General features: G+C 69.2%; 16 protein-coding genes. 8 read left to right on the top strand and 8 right to left on the bottom strand.

Features of this window, described 5'->3' with window-relative positions; genetic code table 11:
• Window positions 1–22 precede the first annotated feature (22 nt).
• Window positions 23–631 carry a TetR/AcrR family transcriptional regulator gene (locus tag ACZ44S_RS31490; RefSeq protein ID WP_466935014.1) on the bottom strand — a complete coding sequence of 203 codons (609 nt, stop codon included), beginning with the start codon at window positions 629–631 and terminating at the stop codon, window positions 23–25.
• 146 nt (window positions 632–777) lie between these two features.
• Between ACZ44S_RS31490 and ACZ44S_RS31485 the strand changes: the two genes are divergently transcribed.
• Complete coding sequence (locus ACZ44S_RS31485; RefSeq protein ID WP_466935011.1) at window positions 778–1,338, top strand: hypothetical protein; 561 nt, start codon at window positions 778–780, stop codon at window positions 1,336–1,338.
• A 60-nt stretch (window positions 1,339–1,398) separates the two neighbouring features.
• On the opposite strand, the gene ACZ44S_RS31480 is transcribed toward ACZ44S_RS31485, so the two are convergent.
• Together ACZ44S_RS31480 and ACZ44S_RS31475 are read right to left on the bottom strand one after the other, a co-directional pair.
• The gene (locus ACZ44S_RS31480; protein ID WP_466935009.1) at window positions 1,399–2,169 is read right to left on the bottom strand and encodes a hypothetical protein; all 771 of its coding nucleotides are present in this window, start codon (window positions 2,167–2,169) and stop codon (window positions 1,399–1,401) included.
• Window positions 2,166–2,780 (bottom strand): ABC transporter ATP-binding protein, encoded by a 615-nt coding sequence (locus tag ACZ44S_RS31475; RefSeq protein ID WP_466935097.1) that lies wholly within the window; start codon window positions 2,778–2,780, stop codon window positions 2,166–2,168. The genes ACZ44S_RS31480 and ACZ44S_RS31475 overlap by 4 nt, the downstream gene beginning before the upstream one ends.
• A gap of 357 nt (window positions 2,781–3,137) precedes the next feature.
• Here ACZ44S_RS31475 and ACZ44S_RS31470 point away from each other — a divergent pair, with 357 nt between their 5' ends.
• The gene (locus ACZ44S_RS31470; RefSeq protein WP_466935006.1) at window positions 3,138–4,346 is read left to right on the top strand and encodes a PP2C family protein-serine/threonine phosphatase; all 1,209 of its coding nucleotides are present in this window, start codon (window positions 3,138–3,140) and stop codon (window positions 4,344–4,346) included.
• 52 nt (window positions 4,347–4,398) lie between these two features.
• Here ACZ44S_RS31470 and gap read toward each other — a convergent pair whose 3' ends face one another.
• From gap to ACZ44S_RS31455, 3 genes are all read right to left on the bottom strand, one after another.
• Window positions 4,399–5,397, bottom strand: coding sequence for a type I glyceraldehyde-3-phosphate dehydrogenase (gap, locus tag ACZ44S_RS31465; RefSeq protein WP_466935004.1), 999 nt, complete (start codon window positions 5,395–5,397; stop codon window positions 4,399–4,401).
• Between the two features lie 100 nt (window positions 5,398–5,497).
• On the bottom strand, window positions 5,498–6,454 hold the full coding sequence (locus ACZ44S_RS31460; RefSeq protein ID WP_466935001.1) for a GlxA family transcriptional regulator: 957 nt from the start codon (window positions 6,452–6,454) through the stop codon (window positions 5,498–5,500).
• Window positions 6,455–6,471: 17 nt separating this feature from the next.
• Entirely contained in the window at window positions 6,472–6,684 is a 213-nt protein-coding gene (locus ACZ44S_RS31455) for a hypothetical protein (protein ID WP_466934998.1), read from the bottom strand.
• Between the two features lie 137 nt (window positions 6,685–6,821).
• Here ACZ44S_RS31455 and ACZ44S_RS31450 point away from each other — a divergent pair, with 137 nt between their 5' ends.
• From ACZ44S_RS31450 to ACZ44S_RS31440, 3 genes are read left to right on the top strand one after another with little or no spacing between them, the layout of a single operon-like run.
• Window positions 6,822–7,484: a response regulator transcription factor gene (locus ACZ44S_RS31450; RefSeq protein ID WP_466934996.1), complete on the top strand. Its 663-nt coding sequence runs from the start codon at window positions 6,822–6,824 to the stop codon at window positions 7,482–7,484.
• A complete protein-coding gene (locus ACZ44S_RS31445; protein WP_466934993.1) occupies window positions 7,475–8,773 on the top strand; it encodes a sensor histidine kinase in 1,299 nt (432 codons plus the stop codon). The genes ACZ44S_RS31450 and ACZ44S_RS31445 overlap by 10 nt, the downstream gene beginning before the upstream one ends.
• Window positions 8,774–8,797: 24 nt before the next feature.
• Window positions 8,798–10,252 (top strand): hypothetical protein, encoded by a 1,455-nt coding sequence (locus ACZ44S_RS31440; protein WP_466934990.1) that lies wholly within the window; start codon window positions 8,798–8,800, stop codon window positions 10,250–10,252.
• Between the two features lie 4 nt (window positions 10,253–10,256).
• On the opposite strand, the gene ACZ44S_RS31435 is transcribed toward ACZ44S_RS31440, so the two are convergent.
• Both ACZ44S_RS31435 and ACZ44S_RS31430 read right to left on the bottom strand, forming a co-directional pair.
• Complete coding sequence (locus ACZ44S_RS31435) at window positions 10,257–11,753, bottom strand: hypothetical protein (protein ID WP_466934988.1); 1,497 nt, start codon at window positions 11,751–11,753, stop codon at window positions 10,257–10,259.
• Window positions 11,639–12,835 (bottom strand): matrixin family metalloprotease, encoded by a 1,197-nt coding sequence (locus ACZ44S_RS31430; protein WP_466934985.1) that lies wholly within the window; start codon window positions 12,833–12,835, stop codon window positions 11,639–11,641. The genes ACZ44S_RS31435 and ACZ44S_RS31430 overlap by 115 nt, the downstream gene beginning before the upstream one ends.
• 579 nt (window positions 12,836–13,414) lie before the next feature.
• On the opposite strand from ACZ44S_RS31430, the gene ACZ44S_RS31425 reads away from it, so the two are divergent.
• The 3 genes from ACZ44S_RS31425 to ACZ44S_RS31415 are packed head-to-tail and all read left to right on the top strand — an operon-like array spanning window position 13,415 to window position 21,147.
• Window positions 13,415–13,735 (top strand): hypothetical protein, encoded by a 321-nt coding sequence (locus tag ACZ44S_RS31425; protein ID WP_466934983.1) that lies wholly within the window; start codon window positions 13,415–13,417, stop codon window positions 13,733–13,735.
• A 35-nt stretch (window positions 13,736–13,770) separates the two neighbouring features.
• Window positions 13,771–16,638, top strand: coding sequence for a hypothetical protein (locus tag ACZ44S_RS31420; protein WP_466934980.1), 2,868 nt, complete (start codon window positions 13,771–13,773; stop codon window positions 16,636–16,638).
• An 18-nt stretch (window positions 16,639–16,656) separates the two neighbouring features.
• Entirely contained in the window at window positions 16,657–21,147 is a 4,491-nt protein-coding gene (locus tag ACZ44S_RS31415) for a hypothetical protein (RefSeq protein WP_466934977.1), read from the top strand.
• Window positions 21,148–21,206 lie beyond the last annotated feature (59 nt).

Here is a 21,206-nt window from a genome sequence, read left to right as displayed (position 1 = left end):
TCCCTCTTGTGGCGGGGCGGGACTAAGCCGTCGTATGTCGCGGGGGCGGTGCGGCGGGGCGCGCCTGGAGGATTCCCTCGACGCCCTGCAAGAAGGTCTCACACACCAGATCGGGGTCGAAGAGGCAGCCGGCCGCCATCGCGCCGTCCCGGAGCATGACCAGGTGCCGGCCGGCAGCGTCGGCGGGTGTGTGGCCGGCCTGCTCCAGCAGCTCGGTGACCGTCTCCAGGAACCATTGCCGGTGGGCCAGCACGGCGCGATGGACGGGGTGCGCCGGATCGGGGTACTCGGCCACCGCGTTGAGGAAGGCGCAGCCGCGGAAGCCGGGGGACCGGATGCCCTCCGCGATGGAACGGCTGACGGCCCGCACGCGTTCGGCCGGAGAGTCGGCACTTGCCCGGGCCGCCTCGGTCCGTGCCCGGATGCCGCGGTCGGCCTGGTCGAGATAGGCGAGAACGAGTTCTTCCTTGCCCGCGAAGTGCCGGTACAGCGTCGCCCGGGTCACCCGCGCCTCCGCGATGATCCGGTCGACGCCGACGGAGTGGATCCCTTCCGTGTAGAAGATCCTCGTCGCCGTGCTGAGCAGCCTGGCCCGCGCTTCGGAGGGGCGGCCTTCCGTGCCTCGACTCATGGGCTCCACGCTACCAAACAGATGAGGGAGAACGTTCGGTCTTGACAGTGTGGCGGCCGCGCCGTTTGATGGATGCGAGACCGAACGTTCTCCCTCTTGGGCGATCAGGCCCACCCACCCGTGCACCGTCACCGAAAGGCACCTTCGTGGACACCCTCGTCGGCACCACCCCCACCAGCGCTCCCACGGCCCTGCGGAAGCTGTACCTCCTGCGCTTCGCGTTCGCCGCGGTATGGGCCGCCCTGCTGTTCGCGACCGCCGACGCACTGGGCCCGCTGAGCGCGACCCTCCTGGTGATCTATCCCCTGTTCGACGTGGCGTGCGCCGTCGTCGACGTCCGGTCCGCCAGGACGAACGACGGCCCGGTGCGCGGCCTTCACCTGAACATCGCGCTGAGCACCCTTACCACCGTCGGCCTCGCCGTCGCCGCCACGTCCGGCATCCCGGCGGTCCTGCGCGTCTGGGGCGCGTGGGCCGTCACCGCGGGCCTCGTCCAGCTTGTCGTCGGCGCCCTGCGACGACGGCTCGGAGGCCAGTGGGCGATGATCGCCAGTGGCGGCATCTCCACCCTCGCCGGCGCTTCCTTCGTCGCGCAGGCGGGCAAGGAAGACGCCTCCCTCGCCAATCTGGCCGGCTACGCCTTCCTCGGCGGCCTCTTCTTCCTCGTCTCCGCCCTCCGCCTGCACCGCACGGCAAAGGGCGCATGACACGGCTCGCCGAGCCCCGTCACCACCTGCCGACGGGACCGACGGCTGCACCCGCAGTCCCTATCCCTCGCGCCGGAGGCGCGACGGCTGGTGGACGCGGGTGTGGAGGGCGAAGGCGACGAGCGCAGTGGTGATCATGCCGGTCAGCCAGGCCGCGCTGTGGAGCAGAGGGCTCAAGGTGACGTCCCGCGTGAAACCTGCTGCCAGGCTGGTCTGGAGGGAGCCGTAGCTCGGCAGGAACTCGACCAAGGGCTTGTCGGCGGTGGTGCTGGCGACGGGACTCTGCGGCGCGAGGTCGATGATGCTGGTCATGATGATCGTGACCAGTCCCTCGACCTCGCCGCGCAGGAAGAGGGCCAGACACATGCCCATGGCCCCGTAGACCAGGCAGACCGCCAGGACCGCGACGCCGAGGAGCACGGGTTGCAGGGGAGACCAGTACAGCAGCATCCAGGCGGTGGCGTATGCGCTGACCAGTACGGATGCGACCGCGAGCGTGGTGAGTTTGGCACCCATGAGGGCCGTTGCGGGATAGCCGGCCGCGGTGAGGCGACGGTCGAAGGCCCTGGTGCGGCGAGCGGCGCTGAACATCAGAAACCCCACGAGGAGGGACACGGCGTTCAGGGAGCCGCTGATCATGGTGATCTCGTCGCCGCCCGCGCGCAGCCAGGTTCCGGTGGCACGCAACCGGAAGGGAAAGGTCTTCGGCGTGGTGAGGGTCTTCGCCACGGTGATCCACAGCGGGATGAAGACGATCAGGAGCACGGCGGCCAGCCGGTTCTTCGCCATGGCCAGCAGGGCGTAACGGCTGGCGACCAGGTAGGCGCTCATGTGGTGTCCGTCGGGGGTGAGGTTGCGAGGAGACCGTCGCGCAGATGGTGCAGGACGTCGAGGCGTTCGGTGTCGTGGGCGAGGTGGGAGATGATGATCACGGTGCGTCCGCGGTGCTTCAGCTCCTGGGCGAGGTCCCAGAACCGTAGGTACGTTTCCCAGTCGAAGCCTTGGTACGGCTCGTCGAGCAGCACGACGTCCGGGTCGTGCATCAGGGCCAGGACCAGGTTCAGCTTCTGCAGGGTGCCCCCGCTGAGGACCTTCACCTGCGCGTCCAGGTAGTCGGCCGCGGAGAGCCTTTCGATCAGCCGCAGCGCGCTGCTCGGGCTCGGGAGACGGTAGGCGACCTGGAAGAGACGCAGGTGCTGGCGCACCGTCAGTTCCTCGTCCAGCACGGGATGCTGTGGGCAGTAGCCCCGCGTGCCCACCAGGGCGACGCGTCCCCCGTCCGGACGCAGGTCGCCGCTGAGAACGCGCAGCAGGGTCGTCTTCCCGGCGCCGTTCTCCCCGACGATGCCCAGCAGTTGTCCCGCCCGCGCCTCGAAGCTGACCCCGCGCAGGACCTGCCGGGAACCGAACCCCTTGCGGACGGCCACGACGCGCAGCGCCACCGCCGGCTGTCGGCTCACGTCCGCACCGGGACGGCCCGGCCCGCGCACCGACGGCCCCGGCCGCTCTCCCGGTGGGCCGCGCGTTTCACGAGCGGAGGCCGCGGCGTCGGCGTCGCTGCCTCCTGACCGACGGGCGGCGGGCTTGAAATGACCACGAGGCTCCTCGAGGGCGGGGGGGTGCGCAGGTTCCGCCCAGCCAACGACGCACGCGCCGGTCGGGACACGTCGTGCACGCCGACGGGCAAGGGCGCCCCCGCACACCGGTCCGGCCCGCCGCCCCCATCAGCCAGGACAGGCACTTCGGGTGATGCTGCCGAAACTCGGGGAAAACGATGCAGCAGCCGACAGGAGGTTGTTGTGACAGGTGGAGATGTGGAACTGGGCGAGTTGCTGGCCGCCGCGGAGGCGGCCCCGCCCGGTGAGTCCGTTGACGTGGTGGCACAGGATCTGCAGAAGCGGTTCGGTGCGGAGCGCGTGTCGTTCCTGTTCGTCGACCTGGTCGGTCAGCGGCTGGTACGGCTCACCGCGGCCGGCCGCGACACGAGCGACCCCGACGAGCCGATCGACCTGCACGGCAGCGTCTACGACCACGTACTGCAGGCGCAGCGCCAACACGTGGAGGCGGACCACCAGGGTGGACGGCGCGTCATCACACCGGTCACCAACAGGGGTGACTGCATCGGAGTGCTGGAGGTGACCCTGCAGTCCGCCGACGACACCGTGCTCCGGCAGGTCCGCGACGCGGCTCACGCGCTGGCCTACATCATCGTCACGGACCGCCGCTTCACCGACCTCTACCACCTGGGCCGGCGCACCACCGAGACCAGCCTCGCCGCGGAGATCCAGCACCAGCTGCTCCCCTCGGCCGCCTGCTGCGAGGCGACCCAGTTCACCCTCGCGGCCGGGCTGGTCCCCGCCGACGACATCGGCGGCGACACCTACGACTACACCCTCGACCACGACACCCTGCACCTGTCCGTCACCGACGCCATGGGCCACGACACGAACTCGGCCCTGCTGGCCACCCTGCTGGTCGGCGCACTGAGACGAGCCCGCCGCAGCGGCTGCGACGCCCTCAGACAGGCCGACCACGCCCACCAGGCCCTGTTGCGTCACAGCCGCGGCCTGGCCACCGGACAACTGCTGTGCGTGGATCTCGGAACAGGCCTCTGTGAACTGGTCAACGCCGGTCATCCCCGTCCCCTGCGGCTGCGCGGCGGTGGCGTCGAAGAGCTCGCGCTCGCCGTCAATCTGCCGTTCGGCGTGGCGGCACCGATGCCGTACCGCCTTCAGGAACTGCAACTGCTGCCCGGAGACCGCCTGATCCTGCTCACCGACGGCATGCAGGAGCGCGGCGCCGCGGCCGTCGACCTGGCCGCGCTCGCCCTGGACACCCGCCCCCTCCATCCGAGAGAGGCCGTTCGCAGCCTCACCGGCGCCGTGCTCGACGCCTGCCACGGCAACCTCAAGGACGACGCCACGGTCCTGGTACTGGACTGGCACGGCAGCCGTCCAGGGCCGGCCGAGGCCGCCCCGGACCCGCACGGCACGGGACGGCCTCGGTGAGGGGAGCGAGAAGCGTCCCGGCGACGGGCCGGACCGGCCGTGGACGGCAGGGTCAGCCGGCGGCCAGGAGTTCGAGCGTGTCGATCACACGGTTCGAGAAGCCCCACTCGTTGTCGTACCAGGCGACGACCTTGATGTGACGTCCGTCGACCCGTGTGAGGGCCGAGTCGAAGACCGACGATGCCGGATTGCCCGTGATGTCGGACGACACGAGCGGGTCCTCCGAGTACTCGAGGATGCCGGCGAGCGGACCCTCCGCAGCGGTGCGGTACGCCGCAAGCACCTCGTCACGCGTCACGTCACGGGCGACGGTGGTGTTGAGTTCGACGATCGATCCGACGGGCACGGGCACGCGGATCGAGTCGCCGGAGAGCTTGCCGTCGAGGTTCGGCAGCACCAGACCGATGGCCTTGGCGGCGCCCGTGGTGGTCGGCACGATGTTCACGGCCGCCGCGCGGGCGCGGCGAGCGTCGCGGTGCGGACCGTCCTGCAGGTTCTGCTCCTGCGTGTAGGCATGCACCGTCGTCATGAAGCCGTGCTCCACACCGGCGAGTTGGTCGAGCACCGCGGCCAGCGGCGCGAGCGCGTTGGTCGTGCACGAGGCGTTCGACACGATCGTGTGCACGGCCGGGTCGTAGGCGTCGGTGTTGACCCCGAAGGCGAGCGTGACGTCGGCTCCCTCCGACGGTGCGCCGACGAGCACCTTCTTCGCGCCGGCGTCGAGGTGGCCACGGGCGGCCTTGGCCGACGTGAAACGGCCGGTCGCCTCGAGCACGATGTCCACCCCGAGATCGGTCCACGGCAGCCGCTCCGGCTCGCGCTCGGCGAGCACCGCGATGCGCCGGCCGTCGACGACCAGGGCGTCCCCGTCGACGCTCACCGGGCGACCGAGCCGGCCTGCCGTCGTGTCGTAGGCGAGCAGCCGCGCGAGGGTGCGGGGCTCGGTGAGGTCGTTGACGGCGACGACATCGAGGTCGCTGTCGCGTTCGAGCAGCGCGCGCAGCACATTGCGTCCGATGCGGCCGAATCCGTTGATGGCGATGCGGGTCATGAGGGGACTCCCTTCGGTTTCGCCACCAGCGTCGCGTGCCGCTCGCTCCCGGGACAGCGGCGTGATCGCCACGGTTCACAAGGATCGTGCCAGGGGCCGGCTACTCGCCCCGGGTGAAGGTGCGCCGGTACTCGCCCGGAGTGGTGCCGAGGATGCGCTGGAAGTGCAGCCGCAGGTTGGCACCGGTGCCGAGGCCCGTGTCGGCGGCGATCTGCTCGATGGTCCGCTGCGAACGTTCGAGCAGCTCACGGGCCATGTCGATGCGGGCGCGCATGACCCACTGCATCGGCGTGCAGCCCGTGTCCTCGACGAAGCGCCGGGAGAACGTGCGCGGCGAGACCGCCGCGTGCCGGGCGAGCATCTCCAGAGTGAGCGGTTCGCCGAGCCGGCGCAGTGCCCACTCGCGTGTGGCGGCGAACCGTTCGCCGAGCGGCTCGGGCACGCTGCGCGGCACGTACTGCGCCTGACCTCCGCTGCGGTAGGGGGCCGCGACCAGGCGTCGGGCCGCGTGGTGGGACGCGGCCACCCCGAGGTCGCCGCGCAGGATGTGCAGGCACAGGTCGATGCCCGACGCGGCGCCGGCCGACGTCAGCACGCTGCCCTCGTCGACGAACAGCACGTTCTCGTCGACCCGGACGAGCGGGTACTTCGCCGCCAGCGCCCGCGTGTAGTGCCAGTGCGTCGTGGCCCGTCTGCCGTCGAGCAGGCCCGTGGCGGCGAGTGCGAAGGCGCCGGTCGAGATGGCGGCGAGCCGCGTGCCCCGGGCGTGGGCGGCGGTCAGCGCCTCGACGACGGCCCGGGGCGGGTCCTCGCGGTCCGGGAACCGGTAGCCGGGGATGAAGACGATGTCGGCCCACGCGACCGCGTCCAGGCCGTCGGCGACGTCGTACGACAGGCCGTCGCCGCCGGCCACCGGGCCCCGTACCGCCCCGCACACCCGCACCTCGTACGGCATGCTCGCTCGGGTCGTGAACACCTGCGCGGGGATGCCGACATCGAGAGGCTTCGCACCCTCCAGGACCAGGACGGCGACGCGGCGAAGGCGGGAGGTCGGCACGGGGAAAGGCTACGTGGTCATGCCCGCTGGTCCGACTGCAGCAGTTTCAGCCCTGGCGCCCGCGGGGTCCCGCGCAGCACCGGGTTGTACCGCTCCACCAGCGGTGAGGCGGCCGGCGGCACGAAGCCGCCGGGCAGCAGCGTGCCCACCACCAGGAAGATCCCCGGTGGCAGAGCCGCTTCACCGGTTCGCGCGACGAGGCTGAGCCCTGCGCGCTTGACGACGTTCATGCGCCGAGGAGGTCAAGTGGCCGTTTGCAGCGGCACAAGCCCGTTACGGCCGCATGAGGGCCGGACGGCGGGACAAGGGGATGCGCGTGGCCCCGCCTTTACCTCCGTGCAATCCAGCGCCTGTTTCCATGGCGCTCATGAGGGTTCTGGTAGTTGAAGATCACCACGTGCTGGCACGCACGATCGCCACCGGTCTGCGCCGCGCCTCGATGGCCGTGGACGTCGTGGGCTCGGGAGACGAAGCGGAGCAGCGCTGTCTGCTCACCGACTACGACGTGCTGGTCCTGGACCGCGACCTGCCGGTGATGAGCGGCGACGAGGTCTGCCGGCGGCTGCGCGACATCGAGGACCCTCCGCGCATTCTCATGCTGACGGCGGCCGCCTCGATCGAGGACAAGGTGTACGGCCTCGACCTGCTGGGCGCCGACGACTACCTGGCCAAGCCGTTCGACTTCGCCGAGCTGCTGGCCCGGATCCGCGCGCTCGCCCGGCGCACCCCCAAGCCCCCGCCGGCCGTCCTGCACCACGAGGGGATCTCGCTGGACCGGGCCAGGCACGAAACCCGGGTGCACGGGCGTCCGGTGGACCTGACGCCGAAGGAGTTCGCCGTGCTGCAGACGCTGATGGAGGCCCACGGCCGGGCGGTGCCGCACCGCGAACTGGTCCGCACCATATGGGACGAGAACCTCGACCCGCGCACCAGCGCAGTCAGGGCCACGGTCAGCCGCCTGCGCGCCAAGCTCGGCGGCCCGGACACGATCCTCGCCGACACCGGGCAGGGCTACCGGCTGTGCGACTGAACCCGCCCCGGCCCGGCCCGCGCTCCGCCCTTGCCCGGTGCGGATCGCGCGTCCGCGCGCGCCTGCCGTTCCGTGCCCGGCTGGCGGCGGCCATCGGAGGGCTGTTCCTGCTGGCCGGTGCCGGCCTGCTGGCCTTCGTCGTGCTGCTCGCCCGGTACGGGACGGCTCAGGAGGTGCAGGGCATGCGGATCACTCCGCTGCCACCCGGCTCGGGTGCGTACGAGGCCGTTCGGTCGGCGCCCGCAACCGGTCGCGTCCCACAGTTCCCCACGGGTGGCGACGTGGGTGAGGGCATCGCGGTCCAGCGGACGGACTGGACCATCCGGGCCGTCCAGGACACCGCCCTGCAGCAGATGCTGCTCTGGTCGGGGGTCGGACTGGTCATCATGGCCCTGCTCGCGGCCGCCACCGGCTGGTGGCTGGCCGGGCGCGCGCTGAGGCCGATCTCCGTGATGACCGAGACCGCGCGCCGCATCGGCGACCTGAACCTTCACGAACGCCTGGCGCTCACCGGCCCGGACGACGAGCTGCACCGCCTCGCCGACACGTTGGACGGCATGCTCGACCGGCTGCAGAAGGCGTTCGACAGCCAGCGCCGCTTCGTCGCCAACGCCTCGCACGAGCTGCGTACCCCGCTCGCGGTTCAGCGCAGCAGCTTGGAGGTGGGGCTGGCCGATCCCCTGCCCGGGGGCCTGGCCGAGGTGCGCGAGGACCTGCTGACGGCCAACCGCGACGCGGAGAAGCTGATCGCCGCGCTGCTGCTGCTGGCCCGCAGCGACCGGGGCCTGGCGGAGACCGAGCAGGTGGATCTGGCGGCGCTGGCCCGGCAGTCGGTCGCGGCGCAGTCAGCTCAGGCCAAGGAGCACGAAGTGACGGTGGACGTGGCGGTGCACGGACCGCCCGCGGCCGTGGACGGCGACCCCGTGCTGCTCCGTCACCTGATCGGCAATCTGCTCGGCAACGCCATTCGCTACAACCACCCGGGCGGCCGGGTCCACCTTGCCCTGGACCGCCGCTCCCTCACCGTCATCAACACCGGCCCGGAGGTACCTGCCGACCGCCTGGACGACCTCTTCGAACCCTTCCGCCGGCTGGCCCGGGACCGTGTCGGCCACCACGCCGGCCACGGCCTCGGCCTGTCCATCGTGCGCTCCATCGCCGACGCCCACGGAGCGGCGCTGAGCGCGACACTCGGCCCGCAAGGAGGCCTGCGCATCGAGGTGGGCTTCCCGGACGCGCCGGATACGCGCGGACGGGGGCCGAACGGGTCAGTTCCGGGTGCACCCTGACGCACCCGGTTCGAGTCTGTGGTCATGAGCCTCCGTCCCTGGGTCGTCGTGGAGCCGCCGGACAGCCGTGGTCTTCGCCGCGTCACTGTCGGCGGCGAGACGGTCGGCAGTGCCTGGTCACTGCGCGAGCTGCGCAGAATACTCGGCCGCCGTGGCTACCCGGAGGACATGGATCTGGATGATCCGGCGTCCATACGCTGGAGCGGGGGCGACAGCGGAACCTGGCCCGACCGCCCGTGGAGAAGGCGCTCGATCATGGTCCTCATGACGGCCGGGCTGCTCGTGTCCATGGTTTTCAACGTACTCATCGGATGGCCGGACGCCTCGGGGGCACTGACCTTCGCACAACGCATCACGGGCGTGATGTTCGTCCTTTCGGGCGTGGTGCTGGGAGGTGCGGCGATCGCCGCATTCGACTACTGGGGGAGGCGACAGTTCAGAGCCTCCGGCGCGGTCACCCTGCTCGGCGTCTTCATTGTGCTGGCCACCGACGGCCTCCTTTTTTCTCTCTGGTTCGAGGAGAGGGAGTACACACGCCATCTGCTTGTCTACCTGCCCGCTCTGTTCTGGTCCATATGGGCGCTGTTCCTTCTGGTGCGGCGAAAGTCGTGGAAGGGGATGCCGCATCCCAAAAAGTTCGCTGCCGGAGTCGTCGCCACGACACTCCTGACGGCAGTCAGCCTCGCTTATTCCACCATGTATCAGCCGGCGGCCGCCCCCATGCATTTCACTTTGCAGGCGAAGTTCGGAAAGGCATGGGAGGACAAGAATCTTCCCTTTGTGCATGTCCCGCTGACGCTTTACATGAAGAATACCGGTGGAATCCCGGTGTACATCATCAACGACATCTACACGGTACGCGGCAGGATCGCCCTGTATTCCACGGGAGAGGACGATCTGTTGACGGAGTGGAAGGAGAGCGTGGAACAGCAAGGTGTGGGCGAGGGTGAGGCCGAGCGCTACGTCGACAATCTTGAGTACACGACGATAAGCAGCGGAAGATTCTACGACCTCGGCAGCTCGCTCGACGTGGGGCAGGAGTACGCTTCGCAGCGCGTGATCCAGCTCCCCAGAAACGTCGGGTACGACACCGTGCGGGTAGAACTGCAGATAGCGTACATGAGGAAGGACCGCGGGAGGATCGACGTGGCGGAATTCAGATCCGCTCATCGTTCGTGGAACGAGCATGCCGGGCCGTACTACTGCGAGCCGGCGGTCTGCGGGGGGCAGCTCATATACCGAGGGAGAGTGCGGCACAACAACAATCTCATCAACGTCACACGCAGGCCGCGCTATGTAACGGCTGTCTGGTCCCCGGGAGACGAGTTCATATCCTCGATCTCGTCCGTTCCTTTCAATTTCTACGCCCTGGGTGACTACTCGGAAGAAAGGAGAGAGCTGGAGAGATACGGAGCTGCCAGGGCCAGGGCCGACTCGGAGGTCGCCGTGGCCGAACTGTTGAAATCTGCCGGGATCTGACCGGTTACCCCCGGCTTCTCGTGGGCCAGTTGCCCACGGTGATTCCGTCCTCGCTGAGGTACTTGGCAGTCTGCCGGCAGGACAGAGCCGACCCTCCCAGAGTCCCGAAGAGTTTGTCGCGCGGTACGAGCTCGGCGAGCGCTGTGATCAGCGGTACGACTTCGAACGGCCCCTGGGCGTTCTCGTTGTTCCGCAGCTGAGCGAGGACATCGAGCGTCTCGTTGCTCTTCTCCTTGGCCTTCCAGAAGTCCTTGACACCTTGGTCCTCCCACTGTGCGGGAACCAGCTTCTCGAGTCCCGCCATGAGGTCGGATTCGCGGGTGGTGTCGAAAATGGCGCTGGTGCAGAACGCGGCGGCCTTGCCGAGTGACTCCTTCGGGCGCTTCTGCGCCGAGGCGGACTCCTCCTGCTGGTCCCTCATGCGGGAGGTCTTCTCGTCCAGTTCCTTCTCCGCTTCGGCCCGCTCCCCCTGAGACGTCGCCGGATCGCTGACCTTCTTCAACAGCGCGCTGACCTCCTGTGTGATCTTGGCAAGGTCTTCGCGTTCCTTCGGCGGGGTCCTGCGGTCCTGCATGATGTCCGCAGAGGAGCTCACCGGCAGCAGCGTGTCCGCGACGGCCTGCTGGGAGACCGAGCCCTGCGGGGCAGCCTCTCCTCCGTCCGTCGCGCTGTCCGGAGTCCGACCGCTGCCCATCATCGCGGCGTAGCTTGCATCCTTGACGATCGCGACCATGGGATCCCACAACTCTTTCGGTGTATCGGGATCGCAGATGATCTCCATCATGGATGTCATCCGTTTGACCACCAGGATGAGTATGGACCGTTCTTCGGGCGGCACCTCCGGATCGTTGAACGCTTCGAGTGCCGCGGTGACCTGCTCGACGGCGGCGGTCAACTCCTTGCGCAGTTCGGGAGGGGTGTTCGGGTCGTTGATGGCTTCCAGCGCGGTGGACAGATTCTCCGCGCTTTCGACGATTCCCTGCTTGTCCTGGGGCAGTGACTCCGGAGTGTCGACCGCGGCGACGATGGCGATCAGTGTTTCCACGGTCTCCTCGAGTTCCTCGGGGACTTGCTCCTTCTCCTCGGTGAGGGTGGTCGTCGCCTCGTCGATCGCCGCCTCCTGGGACTGAGTGGGGTCGGCCGCTCCGTCTTCCGGGCTCTCGGGCTCGGTGCCTGGCTCCGTCGGCTCAGTCGTGTCAGGTGTCCCGTCCGGCGTCTCGGAAGGTGCAGTCGTGGGGTCCGAGGGATCTTCCGAATCGGTCGGTGGACCGGAGTCCTCCGTTGGGGAGGGGGATGTCTCCGGTTCCGTCGGATCGGGCGGCGGCGTAGGAGGAGGAGACGGCGGAGGCTCGGTGGTCTGAGCCGGTACTTCGGAAGTGCCTCCGTTCAGACTCTGGAAATCCGCAGCCGCGACCGAGAGACCGGTCGGCAGCGCGAGCGCAGCGGCCAGAAGGGATGCGTTGGCCGTCCGAAAAACATGTCGCCGGGAAATTCTGGCCATGATGATTCCCTTCGTGCTTGGCGTCGTCCGTCCCACCTACCAGGGCGTCCCGGCCAACTAGAACCAACCGTTGTTCGGGGAGGTCTGCCGGATGTGCCAGAGGGCTCCGTCGAGCCCGCGCACGAACACCTCCATCCGGCCGTCTGCGTTGGACGCGACGACGGGATGCGTGAGCCCGCCACCAGCGACGTCCACCGGGGGCGGGTGCCATAGACGGAACGGACCCCCGCGATGTCGTCCTCGGTCAGTTCACGGCGCGGGCCGTCGTAGCTGGCGAACATGACGGCCGAGCGCTCCGCCGAGTGATTCAGCCCGATGCCGTGTCCGAACTCGTGCAGGGCGACGGTCGGCAGGTCCGTGCCGGCGGGCGGCAGGGTCACCGACCAGGTCTCGGCCTCGTCGAAGTGACAGTCACCGGCCGAGGAACCTCCGGACGGGGGCGGGTAGTAGCAGTGTGCGAGGACGCCTCCGACTCCGTCGAAGGAGTTGTCCGAGCCGTCTCCGTGGTTGCCGCTGAAGAAGTCGATCTGCATGTCACCGTTGACGGCGCTCTCGACGAACGTGAGAGGGCTGACGGCGGACCAGCGGTCGAACGCATCACGTACGGCCCGGTTGACCTGGTCCACACTCAGTTCCGGAGTCGTGTTCGACAGGGAGTAGTTGACGGTGAGACTGGTCCACCTGCTGCCCTGCGCCACGAAGCGGGCCGGGGTGCCGTCGCCGTCGGCCGCCACGACGTCCGGGCACCCGCAACGGGGCTTGTTCATCAGGTGCAAGGTTGCGTCGTCGACGTTCCCGGTGGTTTCCAGACCGTGCATCTTCTGGAACAGGCTCACCGCGGTCTTGAGCTGCTCGTCGTACACACGGGGGTCGGGCGGATCGAACGCCATGGCCGACCGCCACCACGGATGGCGCGCGGCCAGGTCGGAGTTGGGAAAATAGCCGAATCGCTGCAGATACCGGTACACCTGCTCGACGTGGTCGCCCACGTCCCCCGGTGCGACGGCGTGCCGGGGTGCCACGTGTTCCCGTTCCGGTGCCATGATCGCCGCGGCTTCCGACCGCTTTCGGTATTCGGCCATCGTCCTCACTCCCTCTCCCGTCCTCCCAAACGGCGCCATTTCGTCGACCGAGCAAGGGCTCGAGCGAACCGCGCGGGGCAAAGAACAAAAGGAACGGTGAGAAGCAGAGAAGTCACCACGCAAGAGTGGGAAAACCGGACAGAATGTGAACGGGAGCATCGGGAGCATGCTCCGAACGTGCGCCCAGTGGCTGCGGACCATGGTGACACCAGGCCCTCTTCACACAACGCTACGACGCTGCGATGAGGGCGGCAAGCGCTGCGACGTGCGGAAACGGGTTCTTCGCAAGCAGTCTCCAAGGGTGTCATCATGCCTCAACCATGGATGCGAGGTAATGCCGCCGACAGCGTGTCCCAGGTCGTTGCTACGGGGACGAATTGAAGGTTTCCGAGCGACATCTCGCGCGTACGGTGGGCCACTCAGTGGTGATGTCCCGCACTCCGGCGCACCATGGGAAGGGAGAGGCGAAAGGCCTCGAACCGGGGTCTGTCTTCGCATCCCTCGTACGAGGGGGTTCCGTCATGGCTTCCCACAGCAGTCATGCCGTCGCACCGGCACACGGGCTGGAGCTGCGCCGACGTGACAGGGACGGTGGTTCGGACAGCGGCGGTCGCCCGGGGAGTTCGGGCGCGGGAGGACGTCCCCGCCGTCCCGGAAGCGGCGGTCACCCCGAACGTCCCGGTGGCGGGGGTCGTCCGGATCGCCCCCGTGGTGGCGGGCGTCCGGACCGCCCCGGTGGCGGTGGCGGGCGTCCGGACCGCCCCGGTGGCGGTGGCGGGCGTCCGGACCGCCCCGGTGGCGGCGGGGGTCGTCCGGACCGCCCCCATGGTGGCGGGGGTCGTCCGGACCGCCCCCATGGTGGCGGGGGTCGTCCGGACCGCCCCGACGGCGAGGCGGTAGGGCCGTTCCGGGTCGTGCGGCCGGCGGACATGCTCGTGGTCGACATCGACCTGGTCAACCTCCGGTTCGACGGCCGCCGCCTGGTGCGACGGGAGCCGGCCGCGCCGACACTGCTTCTCTTCGGGCTGCCACCGCAACACGTCCTGGAGGAAATTCCCCGGCAGCCCGTAGGCACGACCGCCCCCATCGGGACGACGAAGGCCTTCACCTCCGGCGCGTCCCAGCTGGTCTTCTCGGTGCCGCCCGACGTGGACAGTCTGGAACTGTCCCTGGACGCCCTGCTCGACTGGGAACGGCTGGTGCCCATGACCGTGCCGGTGGTTCAGCCGGGCACGACCCCCACCGGACTCCCCGGAAGCATCGTCGAGTTCCCCGCCCGGCTCTTCCTCACCTACGACGAACCCGTCAACTGGACGTGTCCGCCGGAGCCTCGCACCGCCGATGGCCGAACCGGGCTGTGGCACGCGCTGCTGAGCAGCGAGCGGGGTGGCGACGCACTGTTGCGGGCCCTGCGGCGGGCCGAGGACCGTGCTCCCGTCCCCGTGGACGTGCCGTTGACTCCGACGAACCTGGACGACCTGGTCACGCTCACCAGCCGAACGGAGCTGATCGACTCCACGGGCGCACCCATCGCGCTGCCCAGCGCGCCCTTGCGTGCCGAGCAGTTCATCGCGACGTCCATGGGGGCGTCCGCCCACCTGCACGGCGCCTGGGAGAAAGTGCCGGACGGCCCCGCCGGGCAGCTCAACAGCATCGGCAGGAAAAGCCCGGACCTGGCGGCGTACGACCACATCACGGGCCTGGGACGTGACCAGTTCGTCAGGGTCGTCACCCGGGGCTTTCTGTCCACCGGGCACCCGGCTCTCCTGGTGCGCGAGGTCAAGCGACTGTTCGTCGCCGACAGGGACGGTGGCATCGTGGCCCACCTGCGTCGGGAGGACCGGATCATCCTGCGTGAACCCGAAGTGCGCTACGGGGAGAACACCGGCTTCGCGCATCAGGGACGCAAGATGCCCTTCCGAGCGTTGCGCATCACCGACCGGGTCACGCCGCTGCTCAAGACCGAATGGGCCATCCCTACGGAAACCGATGGCCAGCCGGAGGCCTCCAAGGCGTTCTGGATCGAGCTCGAAGGCGGTGGACATGACCATTTGTTCACCGTTGTCGCGACCGATCACGAGGGCCGCAACGTCAGCTTCACCACGCCGCTGGTCTTCGTGCCCGCCTCACTGGCTGACAACTGGAAGGAGCTGCAGGACCGTTACCTGCCGGGTGAGGCGGGGGTGAAGGATCGCGTCGTGCGGCCCCTGGACGGTCAGGTGATGGCCATGGCACAGGCCCCGGCGGACGCTCCCGGCAGCACCAGTCACGCGGTGGGCAAGCTGAAATTCGAGATGGAACGGAAGGTCGACGGCGGTGACCATCCGCTGGCCGGCACACTCGTCGTGTCCGGCGCCGACGTGCGGGTCCCCGCCCTCGAACCGTTCACGCCCAAGGCGGGAGACGTGCCCGTCGAGTTCAACGACACATACCGCGACCGCGGCATGGCAGCACATCCGGCACGCGCCTACCTCAACCTGGTCGATGCGGTCGGTCTGGAGTTCGCCGCGGACAAGGTCGGTGGGCTCGCGCGGCCCAACGCCGCCGTCAAGGTGATCACCAGCCAGGCGGGTGTCGTACCGGACGTGTTCGGGAACGACCCCACCACGGAGATCAGGAACGCTCTTGGCGCAGCCAAGTTGCTCGGCTTCATCGACCTGGGGCCCCTGTTGGGGTCCATCGAGAAGCAGCAGTTGGACCGCCTGAGGCAACTGGGGGACCAAGAGATCCAGGCCCTGCTGGACGATGCGGCCGGCACGATCCCCGCCCCGGTGCTGCGCGTCCGGGACCTCGCCGACGGTGCGGGCAAGGAACTGCGCTACGTGTGGAAGACGAAGCTCGCAGCGCCGGAGTCCCCCGGGCAGCCGTTCCCCCTGGACGTCTCCCGCGCGGTGCTGACCCTGGACGCACGGACGGTCGTGTCCAAGGAAGCCGGGCAGAAGACGTCGATCGAGGGCAGACTGCGCGATGTCGCGCTGGAGATCGCCGACGTCGTCCGTGTCAGGATCGCCGACCTGCGTTTCACAGCCGTCCCCGGCAACAAGCCGGACGTGTCGGCGTCCGGCCTGGACATGGAGTTCCTGGGGGATCTCCGATTCGTCGACACGCTGCGCAGCGCTCTGCCTGCTGACGCCTTCGGCTCCGGTGCGTTCGTGGACGTCCAGCCCTCCGGCATCCGTACGGGCTACGCGCTGGCGCTGCCGGCCATCGGGATCGGCGTCTTCTCACTCACGAACGTCTCCCTGCGCACGGAGCTGACCATCCCCTTCGACGCCGACAAGGCCATCGCCTTCCGCTTCTCGGTCTCCGAACGACAGCGTCCGTTCAACGTCATCGTCTCCCTGTTCGGCGGGGGCGGCCACCTCTCCGTGCTCGTCGACGCGGAGAAGGGAATCAGGGAGGTCGAGGGCGCCATCGAGTTCGGTGGGGGCGCGTCACTGAATCTGGGCGTGGCGAGCGGCGGAGTGACGATCATGGCCGGTGTCCGCTTCGAGGTCAGGGACAACCTCGTCAAGGTGGGCGGCTATCTGCGATGCAGCGGCTTCCTCAGCGTCCTGGGCATCGTCACCGTCTCCGTCGAGTTCTACCTGGAGCTGACCTACGAGAAGCACGGCAACGAGTCGGTCGTCAGGGGAAGAGGCACCCTCACCGTGAGTGTGAAGATCGCCTTCTTCAGCAAGTCCGTGTCCCTCACCCTCGAGCGGAGTTTCTCGGGTGCGCCCGGTGATCCCACCTTCGTCGACTGCTTCGACAGAGAGACGCACTGGGAGGAGTACTGCCTGGCCTTCGAGGACGAACCGTAGACCGGTCAGGAAATGATCATGGAATTGGAACAAAGAGTCTTGTGGACGGTGCTCCCGGCGGGCCTGTCGGCGGACGGCACACAGGTGAAGATCTCGGTGCTCGTCGCTCCCCGCCTCGGAGTACCGGACCCGGGTACGGCGACCGAGCCGCCGCAGCAGTCCCGCGGCACGTTGCAGCCGTTTCGGGACTTCCTCGCCTGGCCCGAAAGCATCAAGGACGCGACCTTCGGATTCACGCTGACCGACGACGTCTCATCCTCGCTCAGCGATGCGGTCCGGCCGTCCGGTAGGGCTCCCGACAACACGCTCTGGAAGAAACTCTTCCGTGGCGACATCCCGCTGGAGCCGTACGTCTTCGAGAACATGGCCCCGCGAGCGGAAAGGGCCCGCACCTACTCGGCCGAGGCTGCCGCCCGCACGACCCGGACGTTCTACCGGGCAGCGGCGAGCAAGTCCCCGGAGCAGCCCCCCGAAATGAGATCCCTCATACGGGGGATGATGAACTCCGAGAAGCCCGGACTCGCCCGCCAGGCCGACGACATGCGCCAAGCTCTCGGCGACATGGCGGCCTTCCACCGCCCAGCGGTCCAGAGCGCACCGACGCTCGCGAGCGGCGAGGCCCGACAGGATCCCGCACCGGAGAAACCCGAGCCGGACTTCCACCAGATGCTGACCTCACTCGGCGACCACCCGGCGCTGCTCCGGCGGCTCGGCCTGATCCTGGACTTCCTCCTGCCGACCGAGCACATACCCGTCTCCCCGGGCGATCACTTCATCAGCGTGGTGCCGCACTGGGAGTCCGCACTCGGACCGGCTTCGCAGGACTTGCCCCCGCGTACCCGCTACGTCTTCCTGCCCGACCGCAAGCTGTTCGTCGCCGCCGCCCGGGACCCCGACGCCGACCCGCTGGGCTCTCCGGCGCTCGGTCTCGTGGCGCTGCCGGAAGCGGACTTCTCGCTCGAGCAGGCCAACATCGACGCCGCCGCGCTGCAGCTGGCGGACCTCGCCCGGGACCCCGCCGAGACCGGTGGCGCCGTACCGGATCCGAACGATCCGTCACCCGAGACCAAAGGGCTGGCTCCGGTCCGCACCCAGGGGATCTCCCTGGTCAGGGACGATCGCAAAGGGGCACTCAAGGACGAGTTCGCCGAGGCGGCCCAGCACAACGACGCAGCCGCCGCCGCGCTGGCGGCGCAGCAACAGGCGGTGGACGGCCAGGGCACAAACCGCGCGGACTCTCCGGCCATGCCCGACCTCTGTGCCGACGACCTGGTCAGGGGCCACCGGATGGACGTCTGGGACGACTCCCGTGCACGCTGGTACTCCTTGCACGCACGCACCGTCGCATACCGTTCGCCCGGCGAGGACGAGCCGCTCCTCACGGTGTCCGACGAGGGGTTCTTCCAGGTCAACCTGGTGTCCTCGCCGGAAGGTGCAGAAAGCGGCGAACTGCGCATCCCTGAACGGATCACGACCTGGGAAGGCTGGTCCCTGTCGGCTCCCCGCCCCGGGCGGGTCCTGGGCATCGGGGACGGAGCGCCCGACGAGGTCGTCGAACCCGCGAACGAGGCACAGACGCACCTCCCGCTGGAGATCGAGACCAGGGTGCAGAAGGGCTCGCTGCCCCGGTTGAGGTTCGGCCGTGGCTACCGGGTACGGCTGCGCACGGTCGACCTGGCAGGCAACGGCCTCACCTTGGGCGAAGCGAACGCCCTGGTGGACCGGGAGGACAGCGGCGACTGGGTGCTGCCCGCGGGCGGGCCCCTGGTGTTCCGCAGGTTCGAGTCCGTGCCGGCACCTGCCGTCGCGCCCAGACTGCATCTCGACGAGGGTGCCTCGGCGTTCCGGATGGTCATCCGGAGCACCCCGGGCAGCGAACCGGGCCCGGCCGGCGGCGCGTCCCCCGACCCCGGTGCGCGGATCGTCGTGCTGGCCAACGTGCGGCCCGGTCGGACGAACGACGACATACGTCTCGTCCAGCAGGCCCTGATCGCCCGCAACCACCCCATTCCCGCCGGTGCCACGGGGCACTTCGGGCCGCAGACCGGGGAGGCCTACGCCGCCGAACAGCGCGAGCAGGGCTTCCGTGGTCGGGACGCCGACGGCATACCCGGCTGTCGGTCCCTGACGGAACTCGGCCGCAAGAGCGGATTCGCCGTCGACTGCGACGCTGCCGCCGGAGCATCCGGCGGGACGGCCGGGAGCAGCCGGGGCACGGAACCGGCCCGGACCGCAGAACAGTACGCCGTCGACCTCAACAGCTCACCCCTGGTCACGACAGGCGACCACACTCCCTTCAGCGGTGTCGACGAACGGCACCTGGTGGCCCCCAACGCCTCGCTGCAGTGTGTGGAGCGGCACGGGCTGCTCGACGGGGCCATCGGTTCTCCCGACCGAGCCGCCAGGGAGGCCGGCTACGCGCTGGCATCCCGCGAGAGCGGCTCCCTCAACGATCCGGCTCCCGACGTGGAGGTGCAGCGGGTCGACTCGCCCGCCGCCGACCCCGATCACCCCGTGGCAACCGCTCGGCACGGAGGTGAACAGATCGACCTTCCCTACCTGCGCGAACCCATGGCTGAGGGGACTCTGCTGCTGGGCCTGCCGGGCATGGAGGAAGGCAAGCCGTTCGAGGTGCCGTGGGAAGGAAGCGACTGGCACCGGCCCCGGTCGTTCCGGCTCAGGCTCGCCGAAGGCAACGCTCCACCTCACTTCGACGAGTCGTCACGCGTGCTGACGGTCTCACTGCCCAAGGGGCGAGTGGCCACCGTGCGGGTGTGCTCCGCCATCCGGTTCGACGAGACGCTGATGGGCCTGGCCGCCTGGTGCAGGGAGCAGCCCGGTCCACCGGCGGCACCGGGACCCGTGCCGCAGAACGGAGAGGAGGACGGTGAGAACGCGGCCCTGCGGGAGCTGGCGGCACTGCAGGAGGAGGAGCGGCAGCTGGCATCCAGGGCATTGGACCTGGCCGCGGCAGGGCGCCACTGGATGTTCACACCCGGCCAGGAAATCACCCTCGTTCATGCCGTGCAGCGGCCATTGAAACAACCCGTCCTGGACCTGCGAGCCACAGCGCCTCGTCCCGCCGGCGCCACGGCCGAGCACGTCGCCGGGACGATCAAGCTGGACCAGGGCAGTACCGATCGGATCGAAGTCGTCGCCAACTGGACGGAAGTGGTCGACGAAGGCGACGAAGGCCGTACCGAACGGCCGATGACCACGCCGGTCTTCGATCTCCTCACCGCAACGCTGCCCGCCGACGAAGACACGGACTCCGAACCCGCCACCCTCGTGGACGGCACCCTCACCTTCGACACCCGGACCACCGAAAAGGCGGCGGACCCGGAACGGACGGACCCGGAACGGACGGAACCGAAACGGACGGAACCGAAGAAGCACGAGTTCGGCGACACCAAGCATCGCCGGGTGCTCTATCACCCGGTGGCCGGAACCAGGTTCGGCGACTACTTCCCGTCCCGGCTCGCCGAGGACGACGCGACCGCGCTGACCGTGCGGGGCACGGCTGTGGTGCACTCGATACCCAGCAGCGCCCCGCCCACCGCTCCGAGAGTGCTGTACTGCGTACCCACGCTGTCCTTCGAGACCGTCGAAGGCGAACCCGGGACGGTCGTCCGGCGACGCAACGGCCGCGGGATCCGGGTGTTCCTCCAGCGTCCCTGGTTCTCCTCCGGAGACGGCGAACTCCTCGGGGTGGTGGTCGGCCCGGTACCGGGAGCCGGCAGCACTGCCACGGACGGCCTGGGCGTGACGGTGATGGGCCGTGACCCGATCCACCGCTCCGCCGACGTCGTCGCCCCCACGGTGTCGACGTTCACCAACGCGGTGCGGCACGCCGAGAACGTCAGGCCCGCGCCCGGAACTCAGCCGTCACCCACGGTCACCGTGGTGGGTTTCCCGCCGCAGTTCGATCCCGAGGGGAACCGCTGGTTCTGCGATCTGGACCTCGACACGGGGGACACGTATCTGCCGTTCGCGCGGCTGGCTCTGGTCCGCTACCAGCCGAACTCGATCCCGGACGCGGAGATCTCACCGGTCGTCGTCAGCGATCTGGTCCAGACACTGCCCGACCGTGAACTCCGGGTGCGGCTGGACGACGTGCCCACCGTCAGCGTCACGGGCCCGTCGTACGATCCGGTCGACTCCCCGCCGCCCCGGATCACGGCCACCGTGCAGCGCCGCACCGCCGTTCCCGACGAGGACCTCGCCTGGGTCACGCTCCACGACACGACCGTGACGCTGACCTCGATCGACGCCGCGTCCACACGAAGGCCGTCCTACGTCGGGCAGGTCCCGTTGCCGTCCGGCGTGCCGCGGGACCGACTCCGCCTGCTGGTCATGGAGACCGACGGCATACCGCCCGACGCGGGCACCCCGCCCACCACTCCCGGGCGGGTCGTGTACTGCGACACCGTCCCTCTGCTCGGCGATCAACGGAACCGTGACGGCCACCGGCGTGATCGTCACCGGCACGACGACGGCCGCCGTCGCTGAACGGGCCTCCCGGGAGCCGGTGGACTCCTTGCCCGCCGCCGAGAGGATCTCGCCGGTAC

The sequence above is a fragment of the Streptomyces malachitofuscus genome (genome assembly GCF_055571035.1).
This window is presented reverse-complemented; position numbering and strand designations above follow the sequence as displayed.